General features: G+C 38.3%; 20 protein-coding genes. 9 read left to right on the top strand and 11 right to left on the bottom strand.

The features are described 5' to 3' along the window. Window positions 1–7: 7 nt before the first annotated feature. The 8 genes from comGC to AA980_RS13945 all read left to right on the top strand — a co-directional run bounded on the left by comGC (window position 8) and on the right by AA980_RS13945 (window position 3,394). Entirely contained in the window at window positions 8–337 is a 330-nt protein-coding gene (gene comGC / locus AA980_RS13980) for a competence type IV pilus major pilin ComGC (protein ID WP_024029755.1), read from the top strand. Between the two features lie 6 nt (window positions 338–343). After that, window positions 344–784, top strand: coding sequence for a competence type IV pilus minor pilin ComGD (gene comGD, locus AA980_RS13975; protein ID WP_034724609.1), 441 nt, complete (start codon window positions 344–346; stop codon window positions 782–784). Next, window positions 768–1,106 (top strand): hypothetical protein, encoded by a 339-nt coding sequence (locus AA980_RS13970; RefSeq protein WP_024029753.1) that lies wholly within the window; start codon window positions 768–770, stop codon window positions 1,104–1,106. Before comGD ends, AA980_RS13970 begins: the two co-directional genes overlap by 17 nt. Continuing rightward, a complete protein-coding gene (gene comGF / locus AA980_RS13965; protein ID WP_024029752.1) occupies window positions 1,054–1,530 on the top strand; it encodes a competence type IV pilus minor pilin ComGF in 477 nt (158 codons plus the stop codon). Before AA980_RS13970 ends, comGF begins: the two co-directional genes overlap by 53 nt. Next, complete coding sequence (gene comGG / locus AA980_RS13960) at window positions 1,527–1,904, top strand: competence type IV pilus minor pilin ComGG (RefSeq protein ID WP_024029751.1); 378 nt, start codon at window positions 1,527–1,529, stop codon at window positions 1,902–1,904. The genes comGF and comGG overlap by 4 nt, the downstream gene beginning before the upstream one ends. 51 nt (window positions 1,905–1,955) lie before the next feature. Beyond that, window positions 1,956–2,141 (top strand): YqzE family protein, encoded by a 186-nt coding sequence (locus AA980_RS13955; RefSeq protein WP_034724607.1) that lies wholly within the window; start codon window positions 1,956–1,958, stop codon window positions 2,139–2,141. A gap of 227 nt (window positions 2,142–2,368) precedes the next feature. Further along, window positions 2,369–3,067, top strand: a complete 699-nt coding sequence (locus AA980_RS13950) for a helix-turn-helix transcriptional regulator (RefSeq protein WP_024029749.1) — start codon at window positions 2,369–2,371, stop codon at window positions 3,065–3,067. A gap of 84 nt (window positions 3,068–3,151) precedes the next feature. Further along, the gene (locus AA980_RS13945) at window positions 3,152–3,394 is read left to right on the top strand and encodes a DUF2626 domain-containing protein (protein ID WP_024029748.1); all 243 of its coding nucleotides are present in this window, start codon (window positions 3,152–3,154) and stop codon (window positions 3,392–3,394) included. Between the two features lie 40 nt (window positions 3,395–3,434). On the opposite strand, the gene AA980_RS13940 is transcribed toward AA980_RS13945, so the two are convergent. Continuing rightward, complete coding sequence (locus AA980_RS13940; RefSeq protein WP_024029747.1) at window positions 3,435–4,526, bottom strand: class I SAM-dependent methyltransferase; 1,092 nt, start codon at window positions 4,524–4,526, stop codon at window positions 3,435–3,437. A 372-nt stretch (window positions 4,527–4,898) separates the two neighbouring features. Further along, complete coding sequence (locus AA980_RS13935) at window positions 4,899–5,534, bottom strand: MBL fold metallo-hydrolase (RefSeq protein ID WP_024030115.1); 636 nt, start codon at window positions 5,532–5,534, stop codon at window positions 4,899–4,901. A 211-nt stretch (window positions 5,535–5,745) separates the two neighbouring features. Here AA980_RS13935 and AA980_RS26415 point away from each other — a divergent pair, with 211 nt between their 5' ends. Then, window positions 5,746–5,922, top strand: a complete 177-nt coding sequence (locus tag AA980_RS26415; protein ID WP_024030114.1) for a DUF2759 domain-containing protein — start codon at window positions 5,746–5,748, stop codon at window positions 5,920–5,922. Window positions 5,923–5,947: 25 nt separating this feature from the next. Here AA980_RS26415 and AA980_RS13925 read toward each other — a convergent pair whose 3' ends face one another. From AA980_RS13925 to rpmG, 9 genes are all read right to left on the bottom strand, one after another. Next, window positions 5,948–7,072 carry a YqgU-like beta propeller domain-containing protein gene (locus tag AA980_RS13925; protein WP_024030113.1) on the bottom strand — a complete coding sequence of 375 codons (1,125 nt, stop codon included), beginning with the start codon at window positions 7,070–7,072 and terminating at the stop codon, window positions 5,948–5,950. Window positions 7,073–7,207: 135 nt separating this feature from the next. Continuing rightward, window positions 7,208–8,182, bottom strand: a complete 975-nt coding sequence (locus AA980_RS13920) for an ROK family glucokinase (RefSeq protein WP_024030112.1) — start codon at window positions 8,180–8,182, stop codon at window positions 7,208–7,210. Between the two features lie 9 nt (window positions 8,183–8,191). Then, the gene (locus tag AA980_RS13915) at window positions 8,192–8,395 is read right to left on the bottom strand and encodes a YqgQ family protein (protein WP_024030111.1); all 204 of its coding nucleotides are present in this window, start codon (window positions 8,393–8,395) and stop codon (window positions 8,192–8,194) included. Continuing rightward, a complete protein-coding gene (locus tag AA980_RS13910; RefSeq protein ID WP_034724769.1) occupies window positions 8,379–9,953 on the bottom strand; it encodes a rhomboid family protein in 1,575 nt (524 codons plus the stop codon). Before AA980_RS13910 ends, AA980_RS13915 begins: the two co-directional genes overlap by 17 nt. Before the next feature lie 268 nt (window positions 9,954–10,221). Beyond that, on the bottom strand, window positions 10,222–10,416 hold the full coding sequence (locus AA980_RS13905) for a hypothetical protein (RefSeq protein ID WP_024030109.1): 195 nt from the start codon (window positions 10,414–10,416) through the stop codon (window positions 10,222–10,224). Window positions 10,417–10,523: 107 nt separating this feature from the next. After that, the gene (locus AA980_RS13900) at window positions 10,524–11,477 is read right to left on the bottom strand and encodes an L-lactate dehydrogenase (RefSeq protein WP_024030108.1); all 954 of its coding nucleotides are present in this window, start codon (window positions 11,475–11,477) and stop codon (window positions 10,524–10,526) included. A gap of 54 nt (window positions 11,478–11,531) precedes the next feature. Beyond that, window positions 11,532–12,308, bottom strand: coding sequence for a DUF92 domain-containing protein (locus AA980_RS13895; protein WP_235815178.1), 777 nt, complete (start codon window positions 12,306–12,308; stop codon window positions 11,532–11,534). Between the two features lie 8 nt (window positions 12,309–12,316). Continuing rightward, window positions 12,317–12,883 carry a 5-formyltetrahydrofolate cyclo-ligase gene (locus AA980_RS13890; RefSeq protein WP_024030106.1) on the bottom strand — a complete coding sequence of 189 codons (567 nt, stop codon included), beginning with the start codon at window positions 12,881–12,883 and terminating at the stop codon, window positions 12,317–12,319. 56 nt (window positions 12,884–12,939) lie between these two features. After that, window positions 12,940–13,089, bottom strand: a complete 150-nt coding sequence (rpmG, locus tag AA980_RS13885; RefSeq protein WP_015594975.1) for a 50S ribosomal protein L33 — start codon at window positions 13,087–13,089, stop codon at window positions 12,940–12,942. Window positions 13,090–13,230: the final 141 nt, after the last annotated feature.

The raw sequence follows: 13,230 nt of genomic DNA, 5'->3' as shown, positions 1-13,230 counted from the left end.
TTCAAAAATGAACGTTAAATTGAGAAACAATGAAAAAGGGTTCACTTTAATCGAAATGATGATTGTCATGCTCGTCATTTCTGTTTTGTTAATTGTTACGATTCCGAATGTCGCCAAACATAATTCCAATATCAACAATAAAGGCTGCCAGGCATATGTGAAAATGGTTCAAGCCGAAGTCCAAGCATATGGGATGGATAATAATAATAAAGTGCCGACACTTGCGGAACTTAAAACTGCTGAATATTTAAAGGATGATGCAAAAGGCTGCCCAAACGGCCTGGAAATTGCCATTGATTCACAAGGAAACGTCACAGCTGTTGAAAAAACCAACTAACCGAAAATGAACAATCATCAAAAAGGGTTCACCTTAATTGAGTCACTAGTGGTTCTCTCGGTATTTATGATTATTTCCTCGGTTACTGTCTTCTCTCTAAAGCCGCAGCAGCCCATGATTGAAGAGGAGGCATTTATAACCCAACTGAAAGCGGACCTATACTATGCGCAAAACTATGCGATATCCCATCAGCATGAAGTATCGGTCGTATTTATGCCTAGTCAATTTAAGTATTATATGTATTTGCGAACGGATATTCCGCCATTTATCGTGAGAAATTACTCAACAAATATTTATGTTAAAGAAGGTTCCCTTACGTTTTATTTCAAATTCCTAATCGATGGAAATGTAAACAAGTTTGGCACCCTCCTTATCCAAACTAAGAGGAAAGATTATAGGTTAACCGTTTTGATCGGAAAGGGACGGTTCTATGTTGCGGAACAATAAAGGCTTCTTTTTACTTGAGTTACTGTTGTCTTTATCAGCATTATTAATGCTCAGTTTATTTTTGCTGCCGTTGTTGATGGATTTAAAGGGTCAATCACGGCAGCTTGGAGTCGAAAATAAGGCACGGCAGCTCATGTATGAAGAACTGCAGGCAAAATTAATCGCTAATCCAACCTTTACTAATTACACATTTGTTGAAAATGGTGTCGAGTACAAAATCATTTGGAAAGATTCTCTTACAGCTGGTCAAAAGGAGGTGTGCGTAAGAGTTGAAAGAAATTCCTTTCTTCCACAAATCGAAATATGCAGTGTGCTCGAATGAAAAAGCTTTTACGCTTCTCGAGGTGCTGTTTGCATTTTCAATTTTTACAATCATTATTTTCTTAATAACACCAGTTTTTCAAATTATCCTGAACAATAAGGGATCTCAGGCACAATTACAGGCAATGGAGTGGCAAGTTTTTTGTAGTCAAATAAAAAAAGAAATTCGCCTTTCTAACCGTGCTGAGGTCATATCAGGCCGGTTAATCTTAACAAAGGACACAGAAACCGTCCAATATGAACAATACGGTTCGAACCTGAGGAGACGTGTGAATTCCACTGGCCATGAAGTTATCCTCCAAAACGTTTCCCGATACTCCTTCACAATTTTAAATAATGCAGTTAAAGTGGTTGTTACGGATCTTTGGGGTAAAGAATATTCAGTTATCATATATCCGTTAATCAACTGGAATGCAGTCACATGAAAAATAATCAGCAAGGGTTTACCTATCCGCTTACATTGTGCTTACTATTCCTGTTTATCATGTTTTTCTCGATGCACATTGAACGATTGCAAACCGAAAGAATGTTGGCACATGAAACAGCCGCTATCTTACAACAGGAATATTATTTCCTCTCATCCGTTAAGAAAATTGAAGTGATATTTCAATCTGGCGGCAGCATCCCTTCTAAGGGCACTATTATCTATCTAAATGGAACAATGAACTACCAGGCAGAGACCCCGTCTGGATATGTTCAGAAAGTTATTTTTACCCTCCGCACTAAGGAGGAGGAATCTATAATCGGTCGAGGCTTTTTTGACACAAGAACCAAAAAATTAATTAAATGGGTAGAATAAGGATAAACTACATGGACATACTATTAGTTGAATAAAAAGGCAGGTGTGTCCGTGAAAACAAATGATTATGTAAAATACATGACGCAAACGATTGTTAAATACGCCGATCAGCCAAAAGAAGAACGAAAACGGCTCCGCTCAGAACGAAAACAAGCTAGAGCATCTTTTTGGTACCGCTGGTTCGGAATTCTACCCTATATCCTTTATACCGAAGTAAAGAAAAAACGTAAGCTTTAAGGAAGCGAATAAGGGCATTCGCTTCCTTTTTTATTTAATACACAAAAATAACTATTGACAAGCTACAAGTGTTATGAAAGCACAGCAATTTATAATGTTTTTACAATATAAAGACCGTAATTGTGAACATTTTCTAAACATATAGTGTTAACATTGTTAACTTCATTCCCTTGTTGTTATGGCTGTATTATAATGGAATAAATTATGGGGGTCCGAGGTGAACAGAGATGGAACAAACATTAAAAATAACAAACGTTTTGTCAGATCCAACACGATACTACATTTATCAATACATTACCAAACGACATCGAGAAGTCACCGTTCAAGAAGTTGCAGATAATTTTAATATTCATCCGAATGTTGCCAGACTGCATTTATCGAAGCTTGAGGATGTTAATATGTTAGCATCTGAAACGAAGAAAACGGGTAAAGGCGGCAGACCAAGCCGATTATATCGTTTATCCGACGATGTCATACAACTTCATTTTCCATTCCGTGACTATATGCTTTTATCAAAAGTGGCGATCGAAACGATGATATCACTTGGGGAAGCTGGGAAACAAGCACTTTTCTTAACAGGAAAACGGTTTGGAGCCGAGGTGATTGAGCAGGAAATGGCAAAAAAATCACTTGGTGAGGAATTAGAATTTGATCAAAAGCTAACAATATTGAAAAGTGCTGCAACACTTGCCGGTTTTTATCCTGAATTTGAAGCAAATGGTGACAAGACTAAAATCTACTTCCAAATATTCAATTGTCCATTTAAAGAATTGGCCGTGGAACATTCGGAAACTGTTTGCAGTATGCACCATGAATTTCTAAAGGGAATGTTTGGCGCCCTGTTTGACTCCGTTGAGTTGATAGAAAAGGCAAACATGATTACAGGTTGTGATACTTGCTCATATCAAGCACTTGTAACAAACTAATTCGAAACCATTATTTACATTACACCTCCTTTTACTTTATAATATTGTAATGATGGTATCGAAGGGGTAAAAGGAGGGATACATATGGATCGCATGTTCAGAGTATGTGGTTTCTGGACGGGCATTTTTACCGTTATGTTTTATCTAGGTGATATGGATAAGACTGCAATGCTGTTCTTAGCCCAAACTGGATTCTTTGTTCTGCTTAGCTATCTTAAACTTTCTGAGCGTATGTATTTGTACGTGTTCGGAGCATATTTAACTGTTTTCTTCGCAGGCTTCACTTATTGGACTACGTTCATGATGCCGCTTGGCGGAGGGCTATAAGAAAGAAAAATGCCGGAGTTTAACTCCGGCATTTTTCTTTCTAGCCAGTGAACACGTCAGTTTCACTTAATTCAAGACCTTTTTGTTGAATAATGATGTGAAAATAAGAACTAATCCCAGTGGGCATAATTAAACTGCGAATTGCCCGGTTGCGCTTGCTAACCATTGAAAAAGGATTCGGATCATAATGATTTTCTAAATCCTTCAAGATACCTGCTTTCAATAAAAATTCATCCTGCCTTAGCTTTGTTACCAACTTCAAATTTACTTGCTCGCCTTTTTGAATCAGACAATCAAAATGGATGTGGGTAGTAATGTCCATTTCTCCCGGACTTTCAAGGATATTTCCCATCATTTTATGTTGATAATATCCTCTTAAGCTCCCTTTTGCTCTTAGCGGGTTCTTCCACTCCTCGTTTGTATAGCCATAATCTGCTGTTACAACTATTCCCTTTGTCAATGTCTTCGATATCTCTTGGATCATCTCCACCATTGCCAAGGGAATCTCAATCCGTTGCCCTTCTACTAATTCGATTTTACTTTCTTCCATAAAAGAAATAATCGCTGGATTTATTAATCGAATGGTCTGCTCAACCAATTCTTCTTTTTGACAACCAACCATCACTTCAAAAAGTTGACCATTAACCATTTCAACGACATGGACAGGGAGCGCGTCGAAAAGCTCGTTTGAAAAGATGACACCCTCAAATGCCCTTAATTCATCAAGCCGCTCTACTTGGGCAACCGAATAGTCGGGCATTAGTAATTCCCTTTGTAACTTTCGATGATAAGGACTAGCCTCAACCATAATATATTGTAAGGGGGTATTTATTGATTCATGCCACTCCTGTAAAAAAGCCTTGGCAAATCGGCCATTCCCACCGCCAATTTCGCAAAAGACTGGTGACAAGTTTGTTTTTTCACAAAAGGATGAAAACCATTTTGCAATTAATCTGCCGTAAACATCAGAAATATTGCTAGTTGTAATAAAATCTCCCTGCCGGCCGACCTTTTGTTTCTCTTTCATATAATAGCCATATTCGTGATGATAAAGGACGGCCCCTATATAATCAGCGTAGGAAATTAACTTCGTTGGTGAATTTGAGATTAAAGTTTGTAAATAGTTAATCATGATAACTCCTTTTTATGTTAACACTATTGACATAGTGTTAACTTTATTATATTGTTAGGATAGTAGCTTAACAATATCCCCTCCCATTATTTGAAAAAGAACATCCCCCAGAAAAGCCCTTCTCTTAACTGAGAAGGGCTTTTCTTTTTTGTGGTGTCTAGGTCAGCACCAGGGCGCTTCCGCATTTCTTAAAATTAGAATTTATATCATTGAACTTTGAGAATTGTCTAGCTCCAGCGCCCTAGCGGCTAATGTCCTTCGCTCTCCGCCCTACGATAAGTCAACATCGGATCGCTCCGCTCTCCGTGTTTCCTTTATCTCAGTTGGAGCGCTCCAGGCCATACGCCGCTGACCAGGGCGCTTCCGCATTTCTTAAAACCCATTCAAAAATGGGTTACTGTCCATTTCATCACCAATTGTTGTTACTGGACCATGGCCAGATAAGACATAGGTGTCCTCTGGTAAGGTTAACAACTTGTCATGAATGCTTTTGATCAGCTGTGAGTGATTCCCTCCAGGAAGGTCAGTACGGCCGATACTGCCTTGAAATAAGGCGTCACCAGAGATTACAAACCCTTCCTTCTCGAAATAATAAGAAATACTTCCTGGCGAATGACCAGGGGTATGAAAAACGCTGAAAGCAAAATCATTGATTTCCATAGCCCCTTCGTTTTTAATGATATGATCGGCGTCACTAACCTTAATTGAATTCTGATACATAAACAATTGTGAACCGTTTAACGCTGGGTCACCTAACCATTTTTCTTCTTGTTTGTGAATATAAACGGGTATCTGATAAGCATTTCTAACCTCTGTAACTGCTCCAATATGATCGAAATGTGCATGTGTTAAAAAAATTGCACTAGGCTTTAATTTTCTTTGATTCAGCAATTGAATCAGTTTTTTCCCTTCACTGCCGGGATCGAAAATCAAACAGGAGCGATCAGGATTTTCTACTATGTAACAATTGGTTTGTAAACTGCCTAAAGGAACTTGCTGCCATTTCATTTAAAGGACCTCCATTACAAATTGCGATACCCTCATTTTACACCATATAACAAGCGGAGTGAAAGCAGTGTTATTCTTTTAGTGCGTTTTTGCCCTCGACAAATGCCAGAAAAAAATATAAAATAGGATTCGAATGTATATAATATAGTTACATAATTTTTTTGAACATGTTAGGCTCTAGCCTGCTTATACTAAAAAGGGGGATTTACTTATGGGTTTAGTTATTATTTTTGCGATTGTAACCGTGCTTGCCGCCTATGCTGGATTTAGCGCACTAAAGAACAAAAACCTCTTAGGCGCATTTTGGGGAGTGGCTTCATTCTTGGTTTTTGGCTGGTTTACCGTTATGACAATTTTTAAATCTGGATTCCCAACTGGTACGCATTAAAAAAGACTGTCCTTGACAGTCTTTTTTATTTTTTTATCAACTCATATATTTTCTTGGCATTTAGATCGATGATTTTTTCGAAACGATTGCCATAAAGAAGCGCCTCTCCAGACGGAGAAAAACTGATTGGCTCATTTTCCATGCCAGCCATTATCAATGTCGGGTGTGACCCCTTCTTAAGATTATAAAGCATGAGTTCAAAGCCAGCCGAGTAGGAATCCGCTTCCCCGCTTTTTACAGGCATGAAGGAGATAAATTGCTTCTTGTGTTCATTATAGTCATAAAAGGGAACTAACCAATCTGAAAACTTAGTAAGCTGCGGCTGAGAAAATGAAAAGTATTCCTTTAGATCCTTATCAAAAAAAGAATACACAGCATTCGTTCGATCTTGTTCATTAACTGTAACAGTCATTAGTTTACCGTGAAACGTTGTAAATTGTAATACTTGGTTAAATAGCGTTTGTTCGAATCCCTTCTCTAAATCCCTTACAATTAGCGGGGCAAATAAAGTAGGATTATCCTCGTCCCAATCTAAAAACGCAATCTTTCTCTCATCCATCCACCTAATAAAAGGCTGCGGTATCGATAGCTCCGTCATTTTTAATTTATTCATGTCCAGCAATGCTATTTGAAAGGTCCAGTCTTCATTAAAAGTTGATACTAGTACTTGTTCTTCATTATATGGATTCCACTCGAATGCAAGTTCATAAGATGGGATTGATTCCCTTATTTTTTCAGTACCCTTTGTATCAATAATGGTGATTAATCCTTCGTAGGATGAAGGTGATGAATGGATCAATATATACTTTTTCGAGGGACTGATTTGTACGTTGACAATTGGGTGTTCCGTTTTATATATTAATTCACTTTTACCTGTTTGTAGATGATAGCGAAAGACATTTGATGTCTGTTCCAGGTTGGTGATGTATACAATCTCATCCTCTGAAAGCCAGCCGCCAAGCCGGTCAAATTCTCCTTCGGGAACGGAAATAGGTAATTTCCATTCACTTCCGACTGAAAGCGTGGATCTTGGCTGTTCATTTTTCACAGGAATTTTTGGTTTCGGCTGTTCTTTACTTGTACACGCACCTAAAAGGAGAGTCAAGAAAACGAGAATAAAAATAAACTTTCCATACGATAACCTGTTCAACTTAAACCAATTGCCCCCTCCCTATATACTTCACAAATGTTAATACGTTTTTTTGACAAAAATGTTTCATGGTTTTCAAAACATTTGAATAAATAGGAAAAAAGCCGTAGAATACCGGCTTTTTTCCTATTTAACCTATCGATTTAATTTATTCTTAATCAGCCAGGCAGCGCCAAGCACACCAGCGTCATTTCCTAATGTAGCCAGGGCAAGCTTTGTAGAATCTCGAACCGCTGAAAAGGCAAACTTAGCAAAGTTTTCATTCACAGCATCTAATAAAATGGATCCTGCTTTTGAAACCCCGCCGCCTAAAACAATTTTATCCGGATTAAGCGTATTCGCAATACTCGCCAAGACAAAGCCCAAATGGAAGGTAACTTCTTTTAAGATCTTATTTGCCAAAGCATCACCATTTTCAGCTGATTCAAACACATCTTTAGAAGTAATTTTGCCATTTGCAGCAAGCCTTTCAGCAAGTTCTCCTTTTGCTTCACCTTTTAAGAGTTCCTCATTCGCTAGACGAACAATCCCCGTTGCAGAAGCCACCGTTTCTAGGCAGCCTGTTTTACCACAATTGCATGGTGCACCACCATCAGGGATGACCGTAATGTGACCTATTTCTCCAGCTGCACCGTTCTTGCCTTGGACAATACTTCCATTAGCAATCACACCGCCGCCAACACCAGTTCCGAGGGTAACACAAACAAGGTTCTTCGCTCCATTTCCGGCACCTTGCCACATCTCACCCAATGCAGCGCAGTTAGCATCATTTTCAACCGCAGCTGGCAAAGAGGCAGCCGCTTCAATACTCTCCTTAAGAGGATAGTTATCCTGCCAGCCTAGATTCACCACATTTAAAATAATCCCTGTTTCATAGTCTACTGGTCCGGGTGCCCCCATACCGATTCCTAATAAGTTGTCTTTCGATTCACCTAGTTCATTCATTTTTTCATTTATGGCTTTAGCAATATTAGTCGTTATGTTCTGACCTTCATTCGAATTATCAGTGGGTATTTCCCATTTATGAATGATATCACCATCCATTGTAATAAAGGCTATTTTCGTTGTCGTCCCGCCCAAGTCAACGCCTGCAATCCATTGATTTGCCAATTTATTCACCTATCTTTGCTTTTCTTTTTGTATTTGGATTTCATGTCTTAAAATTAATAATGCTGTTTGAAATTCACGTGTTTCGATCAACTGTGATTGATAGAGCTCTTTAAGCTCTGTTTCCATTAATTCAAGGTCTGCAACTCGATCACCTATGTAAATAATCGTTCCAAATTGCTTTAAAAATTGCTGAATTTCATAAACCGTTTTCATTCTGTGGCCCCCCCTGCATTTGAAGTAATTGATTAATTTCGTGGACTAAATCTTCATATTCCTTTTGCTTTGGTTTTAATTTTGCTGCCTTTTCTGCATTAACTTTTGCCTGTTCAAAATCCTTTTGTTCATAGTTAATAATCGATAGATTAAAATAGGCTTCATCAAAATTGGGGTCTAGCTGGATTGCCTTCTGTAAATGCATCTTAGCTTCAGAGAGCATCCCCTTTTTAATTTCCGAAAAGGATAAAAGAAAATAGGTTTTCTCAGACAGATTCGTTGAGCTCTCCTCAAATTCCTTTAAGATCCTGTAGGCCTGGTCATAATTATTTTGTTTAATATACTCTTGGGCCATTTGTAGATTTGAAGTTTCATCCTGCGATTTTACAACCGAACTAAATCCATATGATAATGCACCCCAAACAATTGCAACCGAGCCAATTAAAAAGGTTAATTGTAACCAAAGCTTGTTTTTTTTCGGAAAGTGGACTATACCACCAGCGAGGAATCCTCCAGCCAATCCGCCTAGATGTGCGGCACTATCGATTCCTGTTACTGAGAAACTTACAATCAAGTTAATTCCAAGAACAATGATTAAATTCATTCCCAATGTCCTTGAAAATAATTTTGGATAAATCATACCAAAATATAATAACGCACCGAAACAGCCGTAGATGGCACCACTTGCTCCGACTGATAGGGAACTAAAGATAAAACTGGCAATACAACCCGCGACACCTGCAAATAAGTAAATAAATAGGAAACGAACATTACCAAATATTTTTTCGACCGTCGTACCAAGAAAATACAATACCAAGGTATTCATTGCCAAATGCAAAAATCCACTATGCAAGAAAATAGGAGTGATGAACCTCCACCATTCTCCCATATAAATTAAATGGTTAACCTTTGCTCCGTATTTAATAAGGGTAGAGTTATTGGTACTCCCGCCGTGTATTTCTAGCCAGAAAAACATAACAAGCTGGATAGCTATGAATACATATGTAAAAATAGGCTTGCTATTCATCAGAATAGCTCTTTCGGTTTTAACCTTTTTTATCGCATGTTCCAGCGTTGCTTTCTTTAATGATTCAACTTCCTGTTCAGAATAATCGTCAGAAATCGGAAAGTGAATCACTTTCCCGAGCCTTGTGGAAAGCTGCTGAAAACCAGTGTCAAACACTTCCTTTGCTAAAAGAAACGAACTGACCGTTGTTTTATTTCCTTCCGGATGGACATATGGTGCTGCCAGACGATATTCATATTCATCAACAGGTGGAAATTGGCTTATGTAAATATTAATAATATTTAACTCCGGGCGGCCAATTTGCCTGCGGACCTTTTCCCCATTGGAAGCAGTAAATTGGATATCTCTTTGCATCGCATTACTCCAATCTAAGTTATGGAGCAGCATGCGAATAATTGGTGCTTTCTTATTTTCTATCTTTTCAAGCCATAATTCCTTTTGATTTTCAAATAATTGAATAATCCGATAACCGTGATCCGAGATGAAAGAATTGGCAAGTCTCCAAAAAACGTACCCTTCTTTATTACCCATATCCCCCCTACTTTCCATATAAAATGCTTGAGCCTCCATTAAACTAAAATGATATTCTAACATATATAAGGGATTTTAGTTTGCTTGCATATTCATTATAAACGAAATAAGCAGTTTTCATTAACAAAACAACTTCAAATGTTATCTTTTAGACATAAAGAAAACTCGCCGATTGGCGAGCCGTTAGGCGGTTCATGAGGCGTAGTTGCACTTATGCCTGATTGGAAAGTTATACTTTCCAATCGGCGAAAAGAACCATCTGTGGTTTTCACCAGTCAGATGGTCCTCCAAATACCGATTGCATCATTTTACGTTTTACCCCTGGGAAGCTCATTATAGAGCCAACTGTTAGCCGGCGCATCCAACTAGAACCGAGCAAGACATTGATAATTCGGTATCTGTAGCGGAATACAAAATAACCTATTGACCCAATCATTAAAATGGATGTTAACATACGAGACATTCAAATCCCTCCTACACCATATTCTGTGATAATTACCAAAGGTTTATCCGAAAAATCAAGTAAAAAAAGGATTTGAATCCTTAATTAGAATTTAATCCTTTAAAAGCTTAAATATTCTTAAACACCGGCTCCATCGTATTCTTTAAGACATTGACAGAGTTTGTGAATTTTTCACGCTCATCATCATTTAAATCAAGTTCGACGATTTTCCTAATCCCATTCCGGTTCACTACCGCAGGTACACCAATGTAAATATCTTTTTGTCCATATTCACCTTCAAGATAGGCAGAAACGGTAAGAACAGAATTTTCATTCTGCAGAATTGCTTTCGTCAATCTCACTAAACCCATGGCAATTCCATAAAAGGTTGCACCTTTTCGCTCAATAATATGGTAGGCAGCATCACGGACATTTAAAAAGAGTTGATTAAGGTCCTCTTGATTAAATCCATCCTTATTTTTTGTCCATTCAGAAATCGATAAACCTGCTATATCGGCTCGGCTCCAAACAGGAAGCTCTGTATCCCCATGTTCTCCAATAATATAGGCGTGAACATTACGGGTATCCACATCAAAATATTCCCCGAGCAAGAAGCGGAACCGGGCTGTGTCAAGAATCGTACCGGACCCAATTACGCGTTCTTTCGGAAGACCCGAAAACTTCCAAACCGCATAAGTTAATATGTCCACTGGATTGGTAGCGACAAGAAAAATGCCATCAAACCCGCTTGCCATAATCTCTTCCACAATCCCCTTAAAAATTCTTGTATTTTTCTCGACTAGATCAAGGCGTGTTTCACCGGGTTTTTGGTTGGCGCCGGCGGTTATGACAACAAGATCCGCATTGCCGCAATCAGTATTGCTGCCATACCAAATTTTTGTCCGTGACGGTGCGAAAGGAAGACCATGATTCAAATCCATTGCATCCCCTTCAGCCTTTTCTTTATTTAAATCAATTAAAACAAGTTCTTCGGTTATCCCTTGATTTAACAAAGCAAACGCATAGCTGGAACCAACAAAGCCTGTTCCAATGAGAGCAACTCTATTCACCCGCTTTAGCATGAAAACTCCTCCAATCCATTTAATACAACATATATTTTTTAGTGACTGAAAAAATTATTGAATAAACTGAAAAACTCCAATTGCCATCAATGCCGCTAAAAAGCCTGAAAGAAAATTAACCATATCATTATCCACTATTGGAAATCCTTTTATTCGGGTCGTCGGCAAATGACAATGAACTCTTTTTTCAGTTTCAATTCCACAATGGTTACACTGAAATACTTGTTGATAAAACGCACCTATCAATGTATCGATGACATTCCCGAAATAACCAAATAAAAAAATGAGCCAACAAAACAGGAAATCCAAATCGAACAACCAAAAACTAATAAGTGATATGAGAAGAGAACCAGCAAGTGCAGCTAGACTTCCTAACACACTTACAGCGCCTGATGTACCTTTTTCTATTCGTTTAAGGGTACGGATATAAATTGGATCCCTTTTGCTTAAAGACCCAATTTCTGATGCCCATGTATCAGAATTAGCACTGGCAAGGCTAACTGCAAATCCAACTAACCAGATAATATCACCAGAAACGTAATGGGTGAAACTAAATAGCCCTGCTGCCCCTCCATTTGCCAGTACTTGACGCCAATCCCTTGTTGCTCCCTTTGCTAGTTTTTCTTCAATCGTCCTTTTTTGTGAACTTTTAAATTTGGACCAAAGACTTGAAGTTAAAAAGAATGTACCAAGCAGGAACAACCCATTTACACCAAAGCCAAGAAAGACGGCCAGCCCAACTAAAACAGCCGCAACAGCACCTGATATCGTCAATGACTTTAACAAGTAACCTGCGAAGCCTGTTAAGATAATTACAGCGAAAATACTCATTGTTTCCATCATGTTGTTTGGATGATCTCAAGATTGGTAATAATTTTTGAAACGGGAATATCGTGCTTTTCGACTGGGAATTGAGGGATAATTTGCTCGCTAAATGCTAGTGATAGGGTTTTACCATAGTAATTGGTCAAATACCGGTCATAATAACCTCCACCAAACCCTAAACGATACCCTTCTCTCGTATAAGCCGCTCCAGGAACAATTAAGAGATCCATTTCTGCTGAAGGAACTTCTGTTGTCAGTTCTACAATCGGCTCCAATAACCCGTAGTATACGGATTCCAGCTGAGAGAAATCACTTAGGATTCTGAAAGATAACGTTCGCTCCTCCGGGTAACATTTTGGAACAGCCACTTGTTTTCCTAATTCCCATGCTTTACGGATAATTTGATAGGTATCTACTTCTGGCGCTTTTGAAACAGTCAATCCAACGACTTTTGCTTGTATCCAGTTTTCATCTTCAAAAAGCGAAGTTGCAATTTTATAGGAATAATCTTCATATGTGGGCTTTGAAAGCAATGCCAGTGTTTCTTTCATCTGTTTTCGAAGGGAAATTTTATCACTCATTTTAGCAGGTCTCCTTATTTTTAGGCAATAAAAAAAGCAACAGGAAGCCCTGATGCTTATTTTGTTTCGCGGTGTGCAGTTGTACGTTTTTCTCTTGGGCAATATTTTTTAAGCTCAAGACGATCTGGATTATTACGTTTATTTTTTGTTGAAATATAGTTACGATCTCCACACTCAGTGCAAGCTAATGTAATATTCACACGCATGTTTATTTCCCTCCAAACGATTAAGCTATTCAATCATACGACTTTTCTATAATATCATTTATCAAAAGGAAATGCTAGTCTGTTTTTAAAGAAAAGAAAAACCCTTTTTTGACGTACTCTAGCTGCTGGGTGGATACTTGA

It is taken from the genome of Neobacillus vireti, assembly GCF_001026695.1.
Taxonomy (GTDB): domain Bacteria; phylum Bacillota; class Bacilli; order Bacillales; family Cytobacillaceae; genus Neobacillus; species Neobacillus vireti.
This window is presented reverse-complemented; position numbering and strand designations above follow the sequence as displayed.